This is a genomic window from Sulfuriferula nivalis, assembly GCF_009937995.1.
Taxonomy (GTDB): Bacteria; Pseudomonadota; Gammaproteobacteria; order Burkholderiales; family Sulfuriferulaceae; genus Sulfuriferula; species Sulfuriferula nivalis.
Map to the genome: position 1 here is coordinate 1,501,610 of NZ_AP021881.1, position 22,754 is coordinate 1,524,363.

At 44.4% G+C, this 22,754-nt stretch carries 20 protein-coding genes and 2 pseudogenes; 18 read left to right on the forward strand and 4 right to left on the reverse strand.

Annotated elements, in window-relative coordinates; all coding sequences use genetic code 11:
• The first annotated feature begins 24 nt into the window (after nucleotides 1–24).
• From SFSGTM_RS07660 to cysC, 7 genes and pseudogenes are all read left to right on the forward strand, one after another.
• Complete coding sequence (locus SFSGTM_RS07660; RefSeq protein WP_162084644.1) at nucleotides 25–1,038, forward strand: NAD-dependent epimerase/dehydratase family protein; 1,014 nt, start codon at nucleotides 25–27, stop codon at nucleotides 1,036–1,038.
• Entirely contained in the window at nucleotides 1,031–2,254 is a 1,224-nt protein-coding gene (locus SFSGTM_RS07665; protein ID WP_162084645.1) for a capsule polysaccharide biogenesis protein, read from the forward strand. The genes SFSGTM_RS07660 and SFSGTM_RS07665 overlap by 8 nt, the downstream gene beginning before the upstream one ends.
• 120 nt (nucleotides 2,255–2,374) lie before the next feature.
• Nucleotides 2,375–3,817, forward strand: coding sequence for a sulfate adenylyltransferase subunit CysD (gene cysD / locus SFSGTM_RS17195; RefSeq protein ID WP_162084646.1), 1,443 nt, complete (start codon nucleotides 2,375–2,377; stop codon nucleotides 3,815–3,817).
• A complete protein-coding gene (locus SFSGTM_RS07675; RefSeq protein ID WP_434784341.1) occupies nucleotides 3,817–5,157 on the forward strand; it encodes a sulfate adenylyltransferase subunit 1 in 1,341 nt (446 codons plus the stop codon). The genes cysD and SFSGTM_RS07675 overlap by 1 nt, the downstream gene beginning before the upstream one ends.
• Nucleotides 5,079–5,779, forward strand: a pseudogene (locus tag SFSGTM_RS07680) (IS5 family transposase). Before SFSGTM_RS07675 ends, SFSGTM_RS07680 begins: the two are co-directional and overlap by 79 nt.
• 27 nt (nucleotides 5,780–5,806) lie before the next feature.
• Nucleotides 5,807–5,944, forward strand: a pseudogene (locus SFSGTM_RS17365) (elongation factor 1-alpha C-terminal domain-related protein); the annotation flags it as partial.
• 3 nt (nucleotides 5,945–5,947) lie between these two features.
• Complete coding sequence (gene cysC, locus SFSGTM_RS07685) at nucleotides 5,948–6,550, forward strand: adenylyl-sulfate kinase (protein WP_434784342.1); 603 nt, start codon at nucleotides 5,948–5,950, stop codon at nucleotides 6,548–6,550.
• 133 nt (nucleotides 6,551–6,683) lie between these two features.
• Here the strand turns inward: cysC and SFSGTM_RS07690 are convergent, their stop codons facing one another.
• From SFSGTM_RS07690 to SFSGTM_RS07700, 3 genes are all read right to left on the reverse strand, one after another.
• On the reverse strand, nucleotides 6,684–7,007 hold the full coding sequence (locus SFSGTM_RS07690; protein ID WP_162084649.1) for a type II toxin-antitoxin system PemK/MazF family toxin: 324 nt from the start codon (nucleotides 7,005–7,007) through the stop codon (nucleotides 6,684–6,686).
• Complete coding sequence (locus tag SFSGTM_RS07695; RefSeq protein ID WP_162084650.1) at nucleotides 7,007–7,231, reverse strand: antitoxin MazE family protein; 225 nt, start codon at nucleotides 7,229–7,231, stop codon at nucleotides 7,007–7,009. Before SFSGTM_RS07695 ends, SFSGTM_RS07690 begins: the two co-directional genes overlap by 1 nt.
• Nucleotides 7,232–8,061: 830 nt before the next feature.
• Nucleotides 8,062–8,322 (reverse strand): helix-turn-helix domain-containing protein, encoded by a 261-nt coding sequence (locus SFSGTM_RS07700; RefSeq protein WP_162084651.1) that lies wholly within the window; start codon nucleotides 8,320–8,322, stop codon nucleotides 8,062–8,064.
• Between the two features lie 151 nt (nucleotides 8,323–8,473).
• On the opposite strand from SFSGTM_RS07700, the gene SFSGTM_RS07705 reads away from it, so the two are divergent.
• The 10 genes from SFSGTM_RS07705 to SFSGTM_RS07750 all read left to right on the forward strand — a co-directional run bounded on the left by SFSGTM_RS07705 (nucleotide 8,474) and on the right by SFSGTM_RS07750 (nucleotide 19,645).
• The gene (locus tag SFSGTM_RS07705) at nucleotides 8,474–8,704 is read left to right on the forward strand and encodes a hypothetical protein (RefSeq protein ID WP_162084652.1); all 231 of its coding nucleotides are present in this window, start codon (nucleotides 8,474–8,476) and stop codon (nucleotides 8,702–8,704) included.
• Between the two features lie 17 nt (nucleotides 8,705–8,721).
• On the forward strand, nucleotides 8,722–10,008 hold the full coding sequence (locus SFSGTM_RS07710; RefSeq protein WP_162086245.1) for an Arm DNA-binding domain-containing protein: 1,287 nt from the start codon (nucleotides 8,722–8,724) through the stop codon (nucleotides 10,006–10,008).
• Complete coding sequence (locus SFSGTM_RS07715) at nucleotides 10,001–10,321, forward strand: hypothetical protein (protein ID WP_162084653.1); 321 nt, start codon at nucleotides 10,001–10,003, stop codon at nucleotides 10,319–10,321. Before SFSGTM_RS07710 ends, SFSGTM_RS07715 begins: the two co-directional genes overlap by 8 nt.
• A complete protein-coding gene (locus tag SFSGTM_RS07720; RefSeq protein WP_162084654.1) occupies nucleotides 10,321–11,040 on the forward strand; it encodes an HD domain-containing protein in 720 nt (239 codons plus the stop codon). Before SFSGTM_RS07715 ends, SFSGTM_RS07720 begins: the two co-directional genes overlap by 1 nt.
• A 146-nt stretch (nucleotides 11,041–11,186) precedes the next feature.
• Complete coding sequence (locus SFSGTM_RS07725; protein WP_162084655.1) at nucleotides 11,187–11,435, forward strand: hypothetical protein; 249 nt, start codon at nucleotides 11,187–11,189, stop codon at nucleotides 11,433–11,435.
• Nucleotides 11,436–11,537: 102 nt separating this feature from the next.
• Entirely contained in the window at nucleotides 11,538–11,876 is a 339-nt protein-coding gene (locus tag SFSGTM_RS07730) for a hypothetical protein (protein ID WP_179954407.1), read from the forward strand.
• Nucleotides 11,877–11,996: 120 nt separating this feature from the next.
• Nucleotides 11,997–14,639, forward strand: coding sequence for a hypothetical protein (locus tag SFSGTM_RS07735; RefSeq protein WP_162084656.1), 2,643 nt, complete (start codon nucleotides 11,997–11,999; stop codon nucleotides 14,637–14,639).
• On the forward strand, nucleotides 14,626–17,934 hold the full coding sequence (locus SFSGTM_RS07740; RefSeq protein WP_162084657.1) for a tyrosine-type recombinase/integrase: 3,309 nt from the start codon (nucleotides 14,626–14,628) through the stop codon (nucleotides 17,932–17,934). The genes SFSGTM_RS07735 and SFSGTM_RS07740 overlap by 14 nt, the downstream gene beginning before the upstream one ends.
• A 232-nt stretch (nucleotides 17,935–18,166) precedes the next feature.
• Entirely contained in the window at nucleotides 18,167–18,700 is a 534-nt protein-coding gene (locus SFSGTM_RS07745) for a hypothetical protein (RefSeq protein WP_162084658.1), read from the forward strand.
• A gap of 96 nt (nucleotides 18,701–18,796) precedes the next feature.
• Entirely contained in the window at nucleotides 18,797–19,645 is an 849-nt protein-coding gene (locus SFSGTM_RS07750) for an SHOCT domain-containing protein (protein WP_162084659.1), read from the forward strand.
• 290 nt (nucleotides 19,646–19,935) lie between these two features.
• Here SFSGTM_RS07750 and SFSGTM_RS07755 read toward each other — a convergent pair whose 3' ends face one another.
• Complete coding sequence (locus SFSGTM_RS07755; protein WP_162084660.1) at nucleotides 19,936–20,838, reverse strand: efflux RND transporter periplasmic adaptor subunit; 903 nt, start codon at nucleotides 20,836–20,838, stop codon at nucleotides 19,936–19,938.
• 362 nt (nucleotides 20,839–21,200) lie between these two features.
• Between SFSGTM_RS07755 and SFSGTM_RS07760 the strand changes: the two genes are divergently transcribed.
• Nucleotides 21,201–22,613 (forward strand): TolC family outer membrane protein, encoded by a 1,413-nt coding sequence (locus tag SFSGTM_RS07760; RefSeq protein WP_162084661.1) that lies wholly within the window; start codon nucleotides 21,201–21,203, stop codon nucleotides 22,611–22,613.
• Nucleotides 22,614–22,754: the final 141 nt, after the last annotated feature.

Sequence of the window (22,754 nt, forward strand, 5' to 3'; positions counted from 1 at the left end):
GATTTTCGGTCATTAAAGGCATAGATGCAAGTCACTACGAATAATTTAGTGCTGGTCACTGGGGCGACAGGGTTTATCGGTAGCCGATTAGCGCAGCGCCTGCTCGATGATGGCTATGCAGTGAAAGTGTTGGTGCGCGATCCGCAGAAACTGTCTGCATTGCTGCGTGAACAATGTGAAGTCGTCGTCGGCGATGTGCTTGATGAGGCGGTAATGGCGAGTGCGGTCAGTCAAGTGCATCTGATATTCCATTGTGCGGCAAACGTGAAAACATGGGATACGTATGCGGCTTATGAAGCGGTGAATGTGCAGGGTGTACGTAATCTGATGCAGGCGATAGCACGGGTGAATCCTGATCTGTCGCGTTTGGTACATATTTCTACGGTTGATGTATATGGCTTTCCTGATGCGCCGTGTGACGAGACTTGTGTTGCCACAGGTGGTGAGTTCGATTATGGTAAGACTAAGTTGGAAGGTGAGAATCTGGTACGCTCATTGGGCGACGCAGCGAATATGTCTTATGCCATCATACGCCCTTGCAATGTTATCGGGCCGAGAAGTCAGTTTATCGAGCGCATAGGTGCGGAGTTGAAATCAGGCGTCATGTTGACCATAGCGGGCGGGCATACCCATGCCGGGCTGGTATATATAGATAATCTGGTTGATGATGTGGTGTGGGCGGCAACTGCGCCTGTTGCACATCGGCAATGTTACAACGTGCGTGATGATAATGATGTGGACTGGACTGAATTTTTGCGTGTGTTTCGCCGAGCTATTGCAGGTAAGGGGCTGGTGATCAATTTGCCTTTTACGGTTGCAGATAAATTGGCATGGGCTTTTGAAGCTGTACATAAAGCATTGTCACCTCGTCATGAGCCACTATTGCATCGTTTGCTGGTGCGGTTTTTTGGCAAAACATGTGGACACAGCCCAGCGAAAATTCGGGCACATCGCGCAGATAGCAGTGGGGTGAGTCGCGTAGAATTTGACGAGACGATGCGCCGCTCATATCAGTGGTTTAAGGATGAAAATGGCTAATTTGCATGTGGTGTTTTTACAGGGGTTGCCGTCGCCATTCTTTACTCGTGTTGCGCGTGGGCTGACTGCGTTGGGTTGTCGCACCACGGGGATTAACTTATGCCTGGGTGATCAGTTGTTCTGGCGTGGACCCAATACAGTGAATTATCGTGGTCGCCTGGCTGATTGGCCGCTGTTTATCGCTAATTTTTATGACAATAATGGCGTAACAGATATTGTGCTGTTAGGTGAGCAGCGCAGCTATCACCAGCATGCAATCAAGCTGGCGCAAGCGCGCGGTATACGTGTGACGGTGACCGATTTTGGCTACTTGCGCCCCGACTGGATGGCGTTTGAGCGTGATGGCATGGGCGGTGATTCGCACTTTCCTAAAGACCCGCAAGCCATATTGGCTTTGGCTGCCAAAGCGCCCAAGCCAGAGCTGGCGCAGCGCTATATTGATAGCTTCTGGACTATGGCATGGGGTGACATGCTTTATCATTTTGCCAATTTCTTTTATTTCTGGCTGTTTCCGTACTATCGTCGTCCTTACAAACGTAACCATCCGTTAGTGCATTATTTCTCCATCGGCAGACGATTATTGTTTGCTAAGCGTGGGCATCAACATGCAATTCGCAGATTGGCTGAATTGCAAAGCGATGGTGTGCGTTATTTTTTATTCCCTCTGCAACTGGAAAATGATTTCCAGATAGTTTCCTATTCTCCATTTGATAGTTTGGAAGAAGCTATTTGGCTAGTGTTGCAGTCTTTTGCCAAACACGCTAACGCGGATACTCGCTTACTGGTCAAAGTGCATCCGTTAGATCCAGGCATGAAAAACTGGAAAAAAATAATATGTGGCTGGGCGAAAGAGCTGGGTATCGCTGAACGTATAGATTATTTTGACGGCGGTAATCTGGATGACATTATCCAAGACTCACAGGGTGTGGTAACGGTCAACAGCACTGTGGGTATACGTGCTGTGCAGCTGGGTAGCCCAGTGATTACCTTAGGTGATGCGATTTATGATGTAGATGGGCTGGCTTTTCAGGGTGGCATTGATCGGTTCTGGACTGCTGCGCCAAAACCATCGAGTGAATTGGTCGATGCTTTTATAACGGCAATTTGCCATAGCATACAAATACGCGGTACTTTTTATAGTGAGTCAGGATTAACGGCTGCGGTAAATGCGGCAGTTGAGCTTTTGTATTGGCATAAGGAGGATATGCTTAATTAGTTATGGAGATGGTTTGTCGCATTGTTATATTTCTATTAAATTGTTTGTAATTACTGTATTGTGTTGATAAATTTTACAGTTTATTCTTTTAATTATCATATTGCGACACATTGGTGCGGCATGACTAGAATCGAACTCTTTGGTCTCAATAATCCCCAGGCATGGGATACCGAGCTTGCATTTCAGCAACTTAGCCAACTTGGCCAGGCAGAAACCAAACGCACTGCTGAGCGCCGTTTGCATGAGCTGAATATTCTACCAGCAGAAATCAAATCAACGGATGTACGTGACGAACTGGAGCGTGTCCCCACACCTGCCGTACTAAGCAGCGAAATCACAGAAGCCAAGGTCAAGCGTAGTCTGGTGCTATTTGCTCAGTTACACAACCTACCGAGTGGCGGCGCATGTCTGCATGCGAATGATGCGCGTGGTGGCCGCTATTGGGTGCCGCTACCCGTTGGCAAAGTAGATCAAAAATTTATTGAAAGCGCCTTGAGTTTATTGCAAACCCATTTGAATAAACCACTGGCCATCGTGCCTCATGGTGAACTGACCAAGTGGTGCCGCGCCGCCAGCAAATTATCGGGCGTCACATTCTGCTTGCTGGGTTACCCACCGATACTGGATTTAAGCAGCCAGTCCCTAGCAGGTAGTCCGCGCAATGCTGCAGCGATCCATTTAGCCCGGCTGGAAGCCGAAAGCATCCATATTCTGCGTGAGGCGGTTGCCGAAGCAGAAAATCCTGTCATGCTCTATTCCATCGGCAAAGACAGCGCAGTTATGCTGCACTTGGCGCGCAAGGCTTTTTATCCAGCACTACCGCCTTTCCCTTTGTTGCATGTGGATACGCGCTGGAAATTTCAGGAGATGTATTTGTTCCGTGATAACCTGGCGCAGGTAAGCGGCATGAATTTGCTGGTGCATATCAACCCAGTGGCGATAGAAAAAGACATCAACCCCTTTGATCACGGCTCGTCTTTGCATACCGACATCACCAAGACCGAGGGGCTGAAACAGGCGCTGGATCAATACAAATTTGATGTGGCCTTTGGTGGCGCACGGCGTGATGAAGAAAAATCACGCGCCAAGGAACGTGTTTTTTCCTTCCGCACCGTAACCCACCAGTGGGATGCCAAACACCAACGGCCAGAAGTATGGAGCCTCTACAATACCCGCAAAAGCCAGGGCGAAAGCATACGGGTGTTCCCATTATCGAACTGGACTGAACTGGATATCTGGCAGTACATTTATCAAGAAAACATCCCAGTGGTACCTTTGTATTTTGCCAAGGAACGTCCTGTCGTGGTACGTGACGGCACGATCACAATGGTGGACGATGCGCGCATGTGCTTGCAACCCGGCGAGGTCATCGAACGGCGCAAAGTGCGCTTCCGTACTTTAGGCTGTTACCCGCTTACTGGTGCTGTGGAGTCACAAGCTGCCAGCTTGCCAGAGATCATCCTGGAATTGCTCGGCGCCAGCAGCTCGGAACGGCAAGGTCGCGCAATCGATGCGGACTCAGCCGCCTCCATGGAAAAGAAAAAACAGGCGGGGTATTTCTGATGCGTACTAAATCATCCAGCAAACAACAAGATGCTGTGCCGAATACGATAGCTGCATTCCTCGCGCAACAACAAAAACTCGAGCTGCTACGCTTCATTACCTGCGGCAGCGTGGACGATGGCAAGAGCACGCTCATCGGCCGTTTATTGTGGGAGTCCAAGCAGTTATTCGAGGATCAGCTGGCATCCCTCAAACAGGATTCCAAAAAATTCGGCACCCAGGGCGATGATATTGATTATGCCCTGCTGGTAGACGGCCTCGCCGCCGAGCGTGAACAGGGTATCACCATCGATGTAGCCTACCGCTTCTTTGCTACTGACAAACGCAAATTCATCGTGGCCGATACCCCAGGGCACGAACAATACACACGTAACATGATTACTGGTGCCTCCACCGCTGATGTGGCGGTGATATTGGTAGATGCGACACAAGGCGTGCTCACCCAGACCCGCCGCCATGCCTATCTGGTCTCACTCATGGGTATTCGCCATGTAGTGCTGGCGATTAACAAGATGGACAGAGCGGATTATGGCGCGGGTGTTTTCGAACAGATTCGTGAAGATTTCAAGGCATTTGCACAGAGCCTTGGATTTGAGTCGATGACAGCAATTCCAGTATCCGCCCTCAAGGGCGATAATATCATTGACCGTTCGCCGCAGACACCCTGGTATGCTGGGCCTACGCTGATGGGGTATCTGGAAACTGTAGATTTCGGCCAGCCTGCGTCAGACCGAATGGTGTTCCCGGTACAGTGGGTCAATCGGCCAGATTCAGGTTTCCGTGGCTTTGCTGGCACGCTGGTAGAAGGCAGCGCCAAGGTTGGCGACACCATACGCATCAACGCATCTGGTCAAATCGCTACCATAGCCGAGATCGTGACCATGGACGGTTCGTTAGCAACCGCGCAGCAAGGGCAGGCGGTCACGCTGACACTGGACAAAGAAATTGATGCTTCGCGTGGCGATGTCATGACCCTCGTACAGAAACCACTGGAGATGACTGACCAGTTCGAAGCCACCATAGTGTGGATGAATGAGGAGGAGGGCCTGATCGGTCGTAATTATGATTTGAAGCTGGCGACACAATGGGCATCCGCCTCCATCACTTCGATCAAGCACAAGGTGGATGTGAATACCCTAGATAGTGTCGTCACGAGATGTGCTAAAATAGCCTTTTACATAAACTACGGTAGACGCGAATGGCTGAGGCCTATCAAAGACACGACATTTCTGATGCTGCGTGGGCGCTGCTTGAGCCGCGATTGCTGGGGCGTAAAGGCGTCTGGGGCGGCATCGCACACGACAACCGGCGATTTATCAATGCGGTATGCTGGATTTTGAGAACGGGCGCGCCGTGGCGGGATTTGCCGCCCTCGTATGGGGGCTGGAAGAACACGCACCGAAGGTTCTGCCGGTGGCGTGACAATGGCGCCTGGGAGGCATTGCTGGAGCAATTGATCGACGAACCTGATTACGAATGGCTGATGATTGATGCCAGCCATATCAAGGTTCATCCGCACGCCGCAGGCGCCCGTGGCGGCAATCAAGCCATGAGCCTTACAAAAGGGGGCTCAACACCAAACTACATCTGGCCGTGGATGCGCATGGTATGCCGATCCGAGTCATTGTTACGCACGGTGCCGCTGCAGATTGTACGCAGGCTGCACAATTGATCGAAGGCATCAGCGCCGAACACCTGCTAGCCGACAAGGGTTACGACAGCGATGCCATCGTCGAGCAGGCCATCGCTCAAGGCATGAGCGTCGTCATCCCGCCTCGCAAGAACAGAAAGGAGCAACGAAGTTATGACAAACACCTCTACCGACATCGCCATCTCGTTGAGAACGCGTTTCTGCATCTCAAGCGCTGGCGCAGCATCGCTACGCGCTACGCTAAAAACGTCGCATCATTCCTGGCCGCAGTCCGCATACGCTGCCTTGCGCTTTGGCTCACTATCTCGTGACGACACTATCTAGCCCAGGAAGCAGCAAGACAACTGACTATGAATGACATCGGTGTCTGCAATATCTCTTTAAGCAAGCCTATCGTATGCGATACCTACACCCAGTCAAAAATACTGGGCGGCTTTATTATGGTGGATAAATTCAACCATGCCACTGTTGCCGTAGGCATGATCAGGCACAGCTTACGCCGTGCGAAAAACGTGCACAAACAGGCGCTCAGCATTGGTAAGACCGAGCGCGAGAAACTGAACGGTCATAAAGGCCGGGTAATATGGTTCACTGGCTTATCTGGCTCCGGCAAGTCAACTATCGCCAATTCGCTGGAAGTAGCGCTGTATGCTACAGGGCACCGCACTTACATACTTGATGGTGATAACATGCGTGGCGGCTTGAACAAGGATTTAGGCTTTACCGATGCCGATCGCGTGGAAAATATCCGTCGCATCGCCGAATTGGCCAAGCTGATGATGGATGCTGGTCTGATAGTCATAACTGCATTCATCTCACCATTCCGCCGCGAGCGTGAGATGGCGCGCGAACTCATAGGGCTGGGGAACTTCATTGAAGTGTATGTAAACACACCGCTGGAAGTGTGCGAGCAACGTGACGTGAAGGGTTTGTATAAAAAAGCCAGGGCAGGTCAACTACCTAATCTTTCTGGCATAGGCAGTGCTTATGAACCACCATTGACACCAGATATCATTGTTAACGGTGGGGATGAGGATGTTGGAGAAATAGTGAATAAAATCGTACTACAGACTGCCGCATAGGTTATTTTTTGGCTTCCTTTGGTTGGCGCACCACCTTGAGTAGCTCCTTGACGGCATTACCACAGTATAGCTTTAAATCCCACCATGCCTGAAAGCGGGGCATAGATGTAGTTATCAATTTAAAAAAGTCGTTTTACTTGGATATTCCTATAAACACGGCCATGCAACGCTCAATTTCTATCATCGTAACTGTATCAATATGTCCTAGGGTATTCCCAACCTTTTCACGTTTTACAGTAATTGCCTTATCTACCATTACCTGTGAAGGCTTCTGCAGGCCGTTTTTTTCATTGGGTTGAACAGTAACACGGAATAGCGGGGCGCCAACCAGCGTGCTCGTTACTGGCAGCAGTGTTATGGTCGCAAGCTCGTTAAACATATCTGCCTGAATCACCAAGGCCGGTCTTGGTTTACCAAAGTCACCTTGCATAGCGATAGTCACGAAATCACCTCGCATCACTCCGTCCAACCATCAACGTCAGCCAAAGCTTCGTCCATGAACTGCCCTATATCTTTGTTGGCTACATCGGATTCGGCAGCAAGGCGGCTCTGGCGGTGACATTCCTCCGCAAAGTCTGAACGTCGTGTATCTGGTACCCAAATTTGCACAGGACGAAGTCCAGCCATGCGTAGCATGTCGCGATGTTTTTGAACCCGGGTATTTACGTGTGTGTTTGCCATGAGTATCGTCCTGTTGAGTGTTGTAACAAATATATATGTTTTATTTGTTACATGCAACACAATATTTAGAAATGTGATTTCACCAGTTTGCTAGATAACGCCAGATTCCATTTGTGCGTTTTCTCAACTTAATCTAGAGATTCATTCACGCTTATACAAAGAAATTTATAGTGGAATTGGGAAGGGTAATTAATGAATCGAGTTCGTTATCACGGTAATGAATCGACAGGGAAAATGTGACTATGACAACTGACAGGATGACCGAAAAGTAGATAATTTAACCTTGGTTTTTAGCTAACATAAATCAATATAAGCCCTAGTCTTTTACTCAAAAAGTTGGAAAAATTAAAGTTCGCTTTTTGATGAAAATTACATTAATGTTGGTTGATTTAACTGCGGGATATTAATGCTAATTAGATACTCATGTCCGTATATACTGGGCTATAGCAATATATGAACATTAATATCAATTGAAATGATGGGCTGTTTAATTGCTGAAATAGATTAACAGTCGTCGCTCTACCGACTGAGCTATCAGGGAATTGAAGATAGGCATTATAAAGATTACAGGATAAAACGCAAGTGGTTTTGCTAAATAAAAACCCACAGATGCCTATTTGATGAGGTTTGCAGGGTGAATAGCCGGTTTATCTAGGCGTATATGAAGCGATGCTGCTGCAATGTGACTATCCGAATATTCATAGTCATTAGCTTGTGTGACAAATCTGTGCCAATTCTGTGTCAAGTGGTTTGACTAATTTGAATGGAGGACAATTGAGTAAAAGACTGCTCGTTTGTCTGTTATTCATCAAGAGCAATAACTGTAGTTATTATTTTTCTGTTGTAGATTGTTTCATCTTTTCAAACATGTCATCAGACACATACTCAATTAAATCCTCAATCTTGCAATCAAAATATGTGCATAGTTTATTAAGTGTATCTGTAGAAGTACTGTAATCCGCAATTGTATTTATTTTCGTTAATGTCATCCGATTGATACCCGTTGCAGCACTAATATCCTTTAAGCTAATTCGCTTTCCGCTCAAAAATTCATGCTTTGCAGTTATCTCTTTTAATTTAAATCTGATCATTATATTGGCGTAATTCACATAAAGTTATTAAAAGATAAATATATTTATCAAATGATATTGATTTTGTGCTTAATTGTGATATATTTATATCAACAAAGATAAATATTTGTATCTTTGTTTGTATGAATTGCACAATTTAGGAGATTTTACTATGAGCCTCACATATTTAACAACGGAAGAGTTAGCACAGCGTATCAAATATAATCCGCGCACGATTCGGCAGGTGTTGATGGACAGCGTGATATTAGAAGGTCGGCATTATGTTCGCCCATTCGGTCAACGCAAAATTTTATTCATTTGGGAACATATTGAAGCTGATATGTTTAGTGGTCAATCTGCGTTTGCCGTTCCAATGAGCAATGGCTCATTGTGCTATGCATAATTGAAAGGAGATGCATGATGGGTCAAATAAGAACCAGAACAGAAACCAATACTTTGTATTTTGACTTCCAATACAAAAAAATGCGATGCCGTGAGCAGACCATGCTGCCAAACACACCCATTAACCATAAAAAACTTAGTGTTGTCATGACTAAGATTGAAGCTGAAATTGCTTCTGGTAAATTTGACTACGCGCGTTACTTTCCAAACAGTCCTATGTTGAATCGATTGCAGGAAATCAATACTGTGGTGGTTCAGCCCATTGTATCAGCGGATATTCCTGTGATTCCTACGACACCTTATTTTAAGGATTTTGCTGCACAATGGTTTGATGAGTTACGGCCTACCTGGCGCAGTAGTACAGCTAAGGGTTATCAGGCTTATATTGATAATCGACTGAATCCCTATTTTGGGGAAATAATGGTTGGCTGCATCGGCAAAGCCGATATCCTTAAATTCCGCTCAATGATCGCCAAATCTGCAAACGGAAAATTAAAGCCTAAGACCATCAATAAATTCCTGAAATTATTCAAGATGATTATTGACGAAGCAGCCATCCGCTATGATTTTAACACGCCTTATCGTGGTATCAAGCCACTTAAAGAGGATAAAGTACATATAGAGCCGTTCACGGTGGAAGAGGTAAATAAAATAATTAGTCATGTACGGGCTGATTGGCGGGCTTATTTAATTGTTCGCTTTTTTACTGGTATGCGTACAGGTGAAATAGATGGTTTAAAGTGGAAATATGTTGATTTTGATAAGCGCCAGATACTCGTGCGTGAAACACATAGCTATGGACAGTGGGAATATACCAAGAACGATGGTTCTCAGCGTGAAATTGAGATGAACCAGTTGGTTTATGATGCCCTAATGGCACATAAACAAGCACAGGGTGGCCTGTATGAATGCGTATTTGTAACGCGAGATGGGCAACCCATTAGCAATTCTAATTTCTTGCATCGGGTATGGACACCGTTGCTAGCGTATTTGGGTATTCCTTATCGACGCCCCTATGAGACTCGCCATACATCGGCGACATTGTGGTTGGGAGCAGGGGAGAATCCGACCTGGATTGCTAAACAAATGGGGCATAGCAATACTGAAATGTTGTTTACCGTTTATACCCGCTATGTACCCAATTTAACACGGCAAGATGGATCAGCTATGGAGCGCCTGATAGCCGCTAGCATACAAATTACACCACCCACCTCAGGGATAGCACTCAGCCCTGATCGAGTAGCGACAGAAGTACATCATTGGGATCAGTTATTAACTAGCGATGAGGTGGCTCAACATGGATAAAGTCACGCGAACATCTTTGGTGTCATTAAAGCAACCATCCTATAAGTACAGCATAGATGACATTAATTTAACCGACCCACAAGTCATGGCGCGATTGGTAGAAAGCCTGAAGTATGTATTCCAAATACATCATGGGATAGAGCTGCCATTTATACTGGGTTGTTCCCAGTGTAAAAACAATGAAGAAGCCTTGGTTATATGGATAACACGTACACTTAAACAAACTGAATGGGTGGGTGCAGATGATTTGTTCAATTATTTAATCATGAAACTTAAAGCGCGTTTAGCTCAATACCATGAGGGGTGGATGTAATGACAATATCTACCACCACTCATGTCAGTATGCAGGAAATTAAACGCAACATAACTTCATTCAACCCACCCATCTCATTGGACGTGGATTATTTGTATAGATTAGCTAACGTAGCAAAACGTCCAAATGATCTGATGCGACTAGTCAGGTTTGCAATGTTTTTAAATCATTCTGCCTTGCAGCAATTTATCTGGGCTTTACTTAAAGATGAACAGAAAATGTTGAAGTTTGTCACATTGCCAGCAAGCGGCTCACATCATCATGCTTATCCAGGCGGGTTGCTGGAACATAGTCTGGATGTGGCGCTATTAAGTTATCAGTGGTTAAGAGACATGCCCGAGGTTTCCATTAACGAACAGGAACTAACACTCTGTGCGGCATTGTTACATGATTTTGGTAAGGTGATCACGATGACTGTGGAGCAGGGATATACCCCTATGGGGTATGCTGTTCAACATGACGAATTAACGATTGCAAGTCTGGAACCATACTTCTCTGAATTGGCTCGAAATTGGCCTGAAGGCGCCAGCGCGTTAGCCTATATGTTAACTTGGCACCATCGTAAAGGTCATGCTAAGTATGCGACTGCGTTAATCGTAAAATCAGCAGATCAAGTCAGTGCCGCTATAAATCGTAGAAACGCTGCTTTTGCCAATAAACCTGACCATTACTATTATCAGAAGTTGCCGAATGAAGGTTGCTTATTGCGGGTAGGATGATAAATTGGCCATTTTAATAGACATTGGCGCTGTGTGGGGTGTGGTCTAGATCTGCCGATTATTTTGATGAATCAAACAAAATTACGCGCATTTAGATTTATAATTTGCTAATACTATTGTTGAAAATAGTATTGATGCAGCATGTTATGTCGGGAAAACGCGACTGTAAATGGCGATTGAGTCTTTACTTCCTGATTATGGTAATTAAGGAGAGCATGATGATGGAATTGATACACGCATTTACAGCAGGATTTGTGCAAGGTGTCCGTGGAACTTGGAAGTATGGATTCTTTGCGCCTATAACCGCTGCTATTCTGGTTGCATCTCAGCGTGCAGGTTATTTTATGCATCTGCGGGCATTACATCGACTCGCTAATTGGCGGCAACCCGCATGAAAATCACCTTTCATTTTAAACGCATAGATTAATTTATATATGTGTGCGCATGACAGCGCATAAGTGGCAGTTTGTGCCACGGTTCCGACGTCATGCATACGGTTGGAAATCAGCCACACCGATCCAGCGCATCAAAGAAACTATACGGAAATTAAGTTAGCAGCCCGTTATGATGCCGTCCTTGTAGCAGAGGGCGCGTTTCTGTTACTGGAAAAACTTTCCCCTGCACTTAAAAATGTAGACAGCTCATCGGGTGCAGCAGTGAATCGTGCCATAGCAACATTAGTCCTCATCATTATTAAAGCTGATGTCAGTCAAGATGTTCGGCATTTATGGATGGAACGGTTGTGGCAAGCCCTTCAAGAAGACACTATGTCTTATATTGAAAGCCTGGGTAATCAGTTTGTCGTGCAGCTATTAGCCCTATACTTGATCAGCTGATTGTCACTTAAATATTCTAAGAGGTATAGCAAGTAACCAACTGATATATTTGCAGTATTTTCATTTGCGCTTCCGAAAAATATGCTAGCCTGATCATATTTGCACATCATAAAGAACCAAATGAATACCAATAAAGTCACGGTCACCAGTTTTGTGCAGGAATGCAAGAATCTGCTCAATCCTGACGCGAATATTGTCGACATATTTAAACAGTCCGTAGCGAATGCTGATGAAACGATCCGCCAGGATGTGGATTGGTTTATGCGTTTTTTCAATGTGCCACCAGCAGGTGTTTTTGTTAAAGATGTATTGTTAAGATTGCTCGCGATACGCGCATTACTAGACAGGACGAAAGCGCTAACCATAGCACCCACATTGCAGCGTTTGTTCAATACCGCGCAGTTGCTCTTACAACGAAATGAAACACTGCTGGAGAACATCCCGTACTCAAAATTTGCAGTTTTGTGCAAATTTCAGGCATTAGCTAATCAGATTGCATTTCCCGAAGATGCCCAACAAATACGTGAAGCGCTTGTTCTCAAGCGGATGGAGAATGCGTTGTGGGGATATAACGAAGAATCTGCCATTTATTGCATTTTAGTCTGGCCGGTTGATCAGGCTGAAACGCCACGAAGCATCGCTTGTTTAACCGCACATAGTCAGTTACTTGGCTTGATTTTGAATGCGTTGGCGGAAAGTGATGATCAGTTCGGCTATCAGGCACTCAATCTAAAATATTACTCGCACTGGTTAAATTTACGGCAATTGCTGGATGTTGGGCATGTTGAGAATTTTCCAGCAGTTGAGTTGGATGGCGACATGACTGAAACCATCCTGATTCTCAAAAACAACCAGGCGCCGGAAGGCACCGCTACACGTGCAAATTTAGATAAAATTGGTGGCTGGATACGCAGAATAATCAATCCACGGAATAGCGATCCAGATGACATGGATAGTTATGGTACTTCCAGTACAAAAAAACTATTCGAGGGTTTAGGTCACATCAGAATCAATAAGCAAATTGCCACTTCAAAAATTGTGACGTTAGAGGATGGTTTACAGGTCATGTTCTTACGTGAATCGCATCCAGTTACATCAAATAATGAGATGGAAACAGAGGATCAAGATCTGGATGATGACTCATATGATGACTATGTGATGGTTGAACATGATTGTACCAAGGTTAAGAATTTAGACATCGTAGTTCATTCAGGTTATGCAGCACTGAACCAAATAAAGAATAACCAACAATATTTGTATTCGGATTTGTCTGACACTGAACGACGTACTTTGATAGACAGCATAATTGCGATTGCGAATAAACAACAGCAATCAATAGATATCTATCGAGCCTGTATTTATTTGCTATATACGCTGTTGTTGGGATATGAACTTAAGGCCATGCCTGGGCTGGTTTGGCTGCAAGAAGATAAAGACAGAATCAATTATTGTAGTATCAGCAAAGATTGTGATCAGCTATCAATTGCCTATATCGATGTTCGTCCCGAAGCTGCGATGGTAAGAGTCAAGAATAAAAGGTTATATAAACCAGTTCGCAGCGATCTGAGATTACCTGTGCCAGCAGTTTTGCAACCTATTCTACGAACATTGTTTACGAAGTACTACCAATACTCAAATGATAAAGCATATGAAAAAAGTCCATTAGCTACCGGTGAGCGTCAGTCATCAAAACAATTAATCGCTGGTTATGCGTATGTACTTGAGCAAGCAAAACTCACTCATCTCAGCGTAAATGATATATCAAACTTTGCGCTTAAAACCTTGCTACGCAACAGCAATGCGGATCTGTGGTTGACGTCTGTAATAGCTAAGCGACAGTCAAGCATAGCGCAGACCCAAACGCATTATGCGACAACCAGTGTGCGAAAACTACACCAAATTTATATAAGCCAGATCGCCACTGTTTTCGGTGAGCAAGTTGAGATAGTAACCAAGCGTTCAAATAATCATCAGTTGTACTTGGGCGATTATTTCCGGCCTGTCATTGCAAGGGTTAATACAGCGTTCGCGGAAATGAAAGCTGGAATTGAACATATATTGCAAGGCAGAAATGTTGCGGAATTGCGTATTGATGAACTGGTGATAGTCACGAATATCTGCGCTATCTTCATTGATCAATACATCGCTTACAGTTGTGCAACACGCAATAAGGCTGATAATTATGTTCATCCTGAGCAGATTGATGCTGATGGCTTCACCATCATTAATGACAAAAATATTAGCAATGGTTATAACACTCGTTTGTCTTATGTCACGAATAAATTGCAGCAGGAGTTGCTTGCTTATGAATCGTTCAAAGCTTGGGTGATCCAGCGTTTTGGTAATGCCAAACGGGCAGGGCGACAGCAGCTTAAGTGTTATCAAATATTATTGTTAAAACACGAAGAACGGGACAACAAGTCATCTAAAATCGTTGGGGTGGCATACACACGTCAGCGTGCAATCAATTTATTAACAGAAGATATTCGTGCTCAAATGCCCGTCTATACGCGAATGAAAACCAACGCAAATCGCCATTATTTGCGCTCCATGATGACTGAAGATCAGTTAAATGGCGAATTTATAGATGCTTATCTAGGCCACTGGCAACTCGGTGCTGAACCCTGGGATAAATACAGCCTGTTTGATCCTGTGACTTACCGACAATCTATCAAAACACATATAGCGAATTATGTACGTAAATTACATATTCCTCCGTTGATTTCCACCCTACAGCAGTCGTTGTCCGATGAACTTCAATAATCAAACTGAAGCGATTATAGACTGGTGGAGCAATCCGCCTGAGCTTGCAATCAAGACACCAGTTCAGGATGTATATATATTTTTAACTGGTTTGGTTACCCGGTTTATTGCAGATTCAGCACTGCGAATAAGAAAAGAGGATCGGGGGACTACATTAGGCATGAGCTTGCTGATGGTTTTGCTTGGGGATGCGCGAGCGAAATTAAAGGCACTTAACAATGTGCCATCAGAACAGCAAAAATGGCTGGTGCAACAGCTGCAAAAGAAGATATGTGCGCAAACCTACTGGCTGACTGACGAACATAATCAAGACTCGCGTTCACACATGACATTAGAAAAATTGAGCGATGTTTTTACTGTGCTCAATTATTTAATTGACTATGGTAATTTTGAGAATTTATGGTCTATCTGCCTATTCAATCATGTTGCCAGAGTAAATAGAGCCGTTAATCCGCTATCCAAAACAGGTTCTTGGCAGAAAAACATCGCTATTGAGAAACTATACCTGGCATTACAGCAAAGCATCAAACCGCGTGAAGTGTGTTTAGATGCACAACACTGGCATGGTGTGCTGTTATTCAGTTTGATGGTCGATAGCTTGATATTGACCGAGAAAAAATTATACTTTGTATATTTTACGCTCTGGGATTCCACGCGTTGGCAATTTCATGCAGATCGTTTATTTGTCACTATCCCCAGCAAGTCTAGCAATCCTGACGAGCGCGTGTATTTATCGCGGCTCAGTGAATTATTGCTGTACCGCATAATGCATTTGGAAATTGCGCCACCTACTGAAGCACAATTAAATCTGATATTGCACCAATTAGTACGTTATGTCGGCTTACAGGTTAGCCATTACCCTAGATGGCTGTCGGGCTGGTTAAAAGACATTTCACACTATTTAACCAAGTTCCAACCGAGCTTTGTCATGGCCTATGCGCAAAGCGAGATGGATGCCTATACGCTCAACGCACAGTCTGGTGTTCGAGTTTTTAATTTGCAGGCGCAAGCCGTTACTGATCTGGATGGAGTTGAGATCGCAGGTAATGTCACCCATGTTGGAAATGAAACACCACAAGCATTTGTGTCAGCGCATGGGCTAGTATGGACTGAACTACGTCGATTATTTGAGCATAAGCGGGTTGATCGAGATCGAGAGCAGGTCGTGTCAGGCATTGTTGCAGCCATTGATACCTTCCTCATTGATCATCAAGCCAGTCTGCACGCGAATCACCTACTAATGCTGGATTATGCGCGCATGGACTTATTACCAAAAAATCGCGTACAGGCAGGTAGTAGCCCCAGTGTGATACTTAAACGACTTGATAGTATAGGCAATAAACTTGTTATCTTTGCGGTAAGTGACGCTATCAATACTATGTCAGCGATCGCAAGAATCAACCTGTACTCAGCGGTTATTGAAACTGCTATGTCGCAGCGACACAAACAAACATTGCAATATGATCTTCAACGTTTTGATAGATGGCTAAGCACACATCAACATGCCGAGTTAATTGATGATGTTGAGGCAGAAGAATTGTTCGGTGAAGCGATATCAACGCGAAATACAGTGAATGCAAATCTCATTACTTTTGACGAATATCTCGCCGTTTTGGATTTTTACCGTGAACATTGCTCAATCCATCCACAAGACAGCATTGCTTTCATTACCATGAGCGTGCTGATTTTAGGATTTCGGTGCGGTTTGCGTCGTACTGAAGCAATGGATCTGAAATTTGCTGACTACATCTATTGCGACATATCACCCCGCATATTAATCCGAGAAAGCAACGCTACCGACACGGTTCAGGCTAAAAGGGAATTAAAAACTGCAAATGCCAAGCGCAATCTCAGCTTGGCAGCACTGATGCCTGAACAAGAGTGGGAAATGCTTAATCATTGGTTCCTGCAACGGCAAAACGTGCTGAGTCAGACCGAGGACGATACGGCAACACCATCATCGCATTATTTGTTTGCGCTCCCCAATCACCATCATCCAGTTACCAGTCAATTGGTGATCAAACCACTGATAGAGGTAGTGAGACAAATTACAGGTGATAGCACGCTTAAATTCCATCAACTTCGCCATAGCCTGGCAAGTTGGCAAATGTTAGCGGCGTTTATTGCTGAGTTTGATATTGAAGTGTCCTCTTTCTTTGCGGCACATCCTCAAACACAAGACTGGCTAACTAATGCATTAGTACGAAAGGCACACCATTTGCCGAGCAACCCCGCCGATAACAGTCGTAAATATGCGTATTGGCTCCGGCAATTGATGGGACATGGCAATATTGAAATGACCTTGTCCAATTACATTCACTTCATGGATGTAATCATGTTGGGCATGGTTGATCGACAGATGAATCAGCAGTGCACCCAACAACTAGTCGCCAATACGAGTGGGATTGCTATCAGTGCCATTAAAAAAACCGGGGGCGATCCATTGCAGATTGCCTTGAATAAAAGCAGAAATAAACTGCATGATAAACAAATTTCAAAGAGGGCAGCCAACCCACAAAAAATATGGCAACCAGCAGTAACGGCCAATGCAATATTGCTGAGTGCTTATGCTCATACAAAGCGCTGGATGATGCCTGACCTCGTACTGCAGAAGTCCCTGCAAGGCATACAAATCGACGAGATTGCACAAGACACAGGGTTGGATGTTGTCAGTATTGATAAAGTCTTGGAAACGTATCAAGACAATCCGATATTTAGATTGTCTCCACTCACAAAAACTGAATCAGCTCAGTTACAGTTGTTAATTATGCAACTTGATAAGCGCTATCCGCGCTGGTATGACCAGCCAGCTTCCGTCACAATAAATCCTGAACTTCATGAACTTATCATGGCCTTCGTTAACGCGCTTAAAGCCATGGGCAGTCAAACAATTAATGATAATGGTAGCTTGCCGTGTGCGGCTAAATCAGCTTTATCCCCTGTTACTGACATACGGCTAGTTGTAAAAGATCCTGCACATTTGCAACAGTTATTAACGTTGGGCGATGTATTGAATATCCCTGTGACTTGCTTGCATCTTCAAGGAAGTGGCGTGAGTGATGAAAGTCGGCAAGCGCAAATTGCATATTGGCGAGCCTGTCTGCCCGCGACGGTTGATATGCAAACCAAAAGCGCAGGGACAACTTCTCTTGGTGCTAATGGCCACGTAGAAGTGCGTTTCTTGAATAATCCTGCGATAAGCAGGGCAAAGCATTATAAGAATAAAGCGGCTTATTGGTTGTTAGTGCAAATGGCGGTATGGGGCATGGTGGGAGGCAGCTTTATTGGGGCTTAGTTAGTTTACACCTGTGTGAATGCTGACTTTGTTGTGAGCCCGTTATAGCGCTCTTATTTACAACCCAATCGGGAGTTATTTACCAACTAAAGTTAGATGTACCAAGTATTGAATCTTTGATACACTACTTCGCGTAAATTAGTACTCATGCTGTGTTCATAGAATAATGATTTAATGTTATTTGTACGTCATAGTTTTTTGTTGTTAATTTTTAATAAGACCAATCGATAAAATGTTAAAAAAACTAACTACGGTAATATTATTCACTTCAACTTTGCTAACTGGATGCGCACCCATACCGCTTGCTAGCTTGGGGCCAAATGGATTCCATTTAGCCTCTGAAAACTACTGTGCACCAAGTATTCCAGTATTGCAAAATGTGGGTGACCCCAAACCAGCTTGTCCCATTCAGTTTCCAAAATTAGCAGATGGCACATTAGGCACGATAACTGGAGTCGAGAATCACGTGAATGCTCCGCATGGTGGAAATGCAGCTGGAATAATTTTTGATGGACCATTGGCATTACCTCTTAGTATTGCGAGTGGTGTCATTGCAGGTGCTACGAATGCAATTCAAGATCCGAACAAGGGTGTTAAGTATATGGATAAAGTTTACATTGAGACAAATGACACGCACCAGGTTGGAATATTCTTTTACCGAGAAGGTCATAATCCAACTGTTGGCGAAAGAGTAATATTCAACAATGGTTTGGCAGCATTGTCGCCAACAGCACCAGTGTCACAGCAGGTGAGTGGTTCAAACTGAATGTTTTGATTTAACTTTAGTTGTAGTAATGCAACCAAATGAACAGAGTGTCTTAAATACAATAATATCAAGAGTGGTAATTAGGGGAGTAATTTAATGTTAAAAATAGGTATTCGTGGGTTGCTGGCGTCTTTGTTTTTTATGTCCAGCATAGCTGCTGCAGAATCGTCATCTACTATTAGTCGATTTTATCTTGTAAATCCAGACCCAACTGACGTTAAAGGGTCTGTTGATGCGCTTGTGGCTGCAATAGGAACGCGGACTTACTTTCCGTCAAAACACATTAACTTAATGCCTACTGAACTACCTGACCGACCAAGTGAGCCCTCTTCGCAAACAATAAATCTCGGCCCAGTAACAATGAGCTATATTGGTTGCGGAAATTCTGCTTATGCACAGGTGGGTGTGTCCAGTTCAAGTAGTAATGGAATACTTGGACAGTCCAAAGAAAATATCTTTGGTTGTGTCTACCTATCCAAAAAGGGTACAAGGATAGCTATTATCAATGAGCAAAAATCATCAAGTTCTAGCGGTTTAATGAGCGGGATCATGTCTGGAATTAAAGATGCCGTTCAAGGCAATGATGCAGAGTATTCAAAGAAGATGTTCAATGAAATGCTGGCTAAGGCAAAAGAAAAAATCCCAGGCATACTTGTTGAACTTGAAGAGCTTCCTGAAGAGGGTGTTACTCGTCCTGATGATGATAAGCTTAAACAACTTGGTTTTAATGTTCCATTACCACCCGTCCAGCCAGCTGAGATGGTTGAGAATAAGCTTGCTACTACACCTGTAGTTGCCACCAATGCAAACACATCGACGCCTGCAGCAGCTCAAACTCAACAGCAAAAAATAGAATTACTAAAAAGTCTGGTAGAGCTAAAAAAATCGGGAGCATTGACGGATCAAGAGTTTACCGATGAAAAACGAAAGATACTTAATAATTGATAATTAGTTATATTTTTTTATAAGAGGCGTAGCCAAGAAGTAGCTTACGTTTTTTGAGGTATGCATCTTTAATTTTTAAATTTGTATCATATAAAGGTGTTTTCTTTGCGTTCTTTTTCGCCATCTCGGTTTAGTAGCAAAAATTCAATGAAGTTCATAGAGCCTTATCAATAACATGAAAGCTTACACCTTCTTAATTTCAAAGGAAGCTGGCGGCAAGTAGACCTCAACTTTGTTGCCACTCGTGCTGATGACAGTGACCGAGGTGACGAATCGTGAGTACGGAAGCCTTATTTTATAAGTTTGTTATTCTCCAGCGGGTGAGCGTGTATTGATTTTTTCTCAGGGTGCATACTGTATGGTGCTTCAAGCGTGATCGGGAAATTTGCTTTGCATTTGACTCCGGCAGGTATGTCTAGTGATGGATTGGCGACTTCAAGGAAAGCACTGAAGGTTCCGCTGGCTGCATTAACGACCCGATCTATGATGTTGACGGTGCCGATGAAATGACCACCAATAGGTGACTCGGGATAAACGTCTACTTTCATACCGTGTGTTACTTTGCCAAATGCAGACATGGGTAAGATAACATAAATGCGCAAAGGGTTGAGTTGTGCAAGTTTTAATATGGATTTCTTTTGACTGCTGGGTTCAATGACTTCGCCTGGATAAAGTGACTGGTCAACTACAACACCATCAAATGGGCTGCGGATGGTGCGTAATTTAAGCAAGCTGTTTTGTTGTTGCCATTCCAGTTTGGCAGCGGCCTTGTTTTCTTGTGCCAGTTTAAGTTCGTCTTCTGCCTGTTTCAATTCGCTTTCGGCTTCGTCTCGCTCTTGCCCAGACATGAAATCCTGTGCCTGCATGTCGCGGCGTCGTTCGTATTTGCGTTTGGCAAACTTGATTTTGTTTTCAGCTGTTATGGTTGGAGCAGTCATTTCAGATTTGTAAAGAGCTAGCGCAACCGAGGCCGTTTCAGCGGTTGATTCAAGGTTGGCAATTATTTGTCCCTTTCGGACTTTGTCACCACGTTGTACATTGACTTTTTCGAGTAAGCCTACGACTGGGCTGCTGATATCAACTGTTTGAGTCGGTTCTGTCAAGCAATCGAATAAAGCGGCAGATTGTGCGTCACTCCACAGCAGTGCTGCAAGTAAGCCAGATAAACATTGTACTAAAGTTTTGGGTATCATATTTGTGGGTATATGGGTTTGTTTTTTAATCGGGCTATGTAGTTTTTAGATGCCTGTGTGAATCATCAGAAAAAATGGATTTTACAGGTTATACTTCCAAAAAATTAATTGGCATGCATGTGCAAATCGTTTTGAATTTAAACTATGAAGTGCAATGAACCGGAAAATTTCAATTCCAATACAATACTCTATATAGTAATGCGGTTTGATTACATCATGTATTTGTTCTCGTGAGCATAAATCTTTTATGGACTTTGATTGGTCGTATAGAGATATTCTTGTACTAATAGTTTTTTATTATATGAAAAAACGTTACATTATGCATTTTTTTCATGTATGAGCGATATAGATCTAGGAGAGATTTGTTGTTTCGGAATGTATTAACCAGCCTAATCCTGATAACTTTTAACTTTGTTGTGATTTACCCAGCTAGTGCGTTGAGTCTGAAGGATGCAGTTTCACTTGCTGAAATTAACGATCCGGTTTTTTTAAGTGCGCAGGCCAATCTGCTTGCTACACAAGCCCGCTCATCGCAGGCTGTTGCCAATTTGTTGCCTCAAATTTCTGCTACAGCAAATACCACGGGCAATCATAGGAATTACCAGGTCAGAGATGGTAGTCAGTCTTCGGCGGTAGATAACTATAACAGCAATGGTGCTCAGCTGAGTGCAACTCAGCCACTTTGGCATCATGCCAACTGGATAGCAGTTACTCAAGCTGATAAAAATGCTTCGCAAGCAACATATCAACTTGCTGCTGCCGAACAAGACTTGCTGTTGCGTTTGGCGCAAGCGTGGTTTGATGTGATGTCGGCTCGCGACGTGGTTGTGTTTAGTGATGCACAAGTGATAGCGACTAAGCAGCAATGGGATCAGATCAAACGTGCCTCGGAATTGGGGGTTGTGAATGGGGTTGCTGTTGAAGAGGCGCATGCAAAATATGATCAGGCTGTGGCGGATGACTCAGGTGCCCAAACCGATCAATTGATCAAGGTTGCTGCGCTGGAACAAATTATTGGGCCATCGGTAGCGTTGACTCTACCTGCTTTGAACATGAATTATGTCGCTACTGATCCTCGGTCTGGTACGTTCGAGCTCTGGCTTAAGCATGCAGAAGAGAAGAGTCCGTTGGTATTAGCCGCATTGCGAGGATTTGATGCTGCAAGTGAAGAAATACGAAAACAGCGCGCTGGTCACGAACCTACTCTGGATCTGGTAGCTAATTATGGTCGCAATGGACAGCAAGTGGGTTCATTCCCTGGGCAAAGTGGTTTTACTATCGTTCAGTCTACCGTTGCTTTGCAATTAAGTGTGCCGATTTATTCAGGTGGAGGGCAAAGTGCTAAAGTTGCCGAGGCGATGGCCATGCAGGAAAAAGCCAGAATGGATTTGGAAACGGCAAAGCGAAATGTGCTCCAGGCCTGTCGACAGGCCTGGTTTGGCTGGCAGGCAGATAATGCACGACAAACCGCTGCATTACAGTATTTGAAATTTTCCTCACTCAATTTACATTCCACGATTCAAGGACAATCCCACGACCTGAAAACAGAGTTGGATGTGTTGACGGCACGTCAGCAGGTTTATAGTGCCACGAAGGACTTGCAAAAGGCTCGCTATGACATGATGATGAGTCAGCTAAAATTGAAAGCTACCGCAGGGGAGTTAGTGGATTCGGATTTATTGGCTTTTGATGCTTGGATGGTCTATACGAAACAAGCGTCAGACGTACTCGCAACACCCCAGCCAGAAGCGCGGCTTTCCAGGCAGGTCATGTAACATAATAAATTTTATAACGGGTTGAGAGTGGCTATTGGTATGGCGATGCATAATGTCGCTTGTCTTTGAAATTGCAGGTGCAAGATTTTCGATAGGCTCAGCCTGAACGAAATGAATGACTGCGTTTAAGCCATCAGTTGA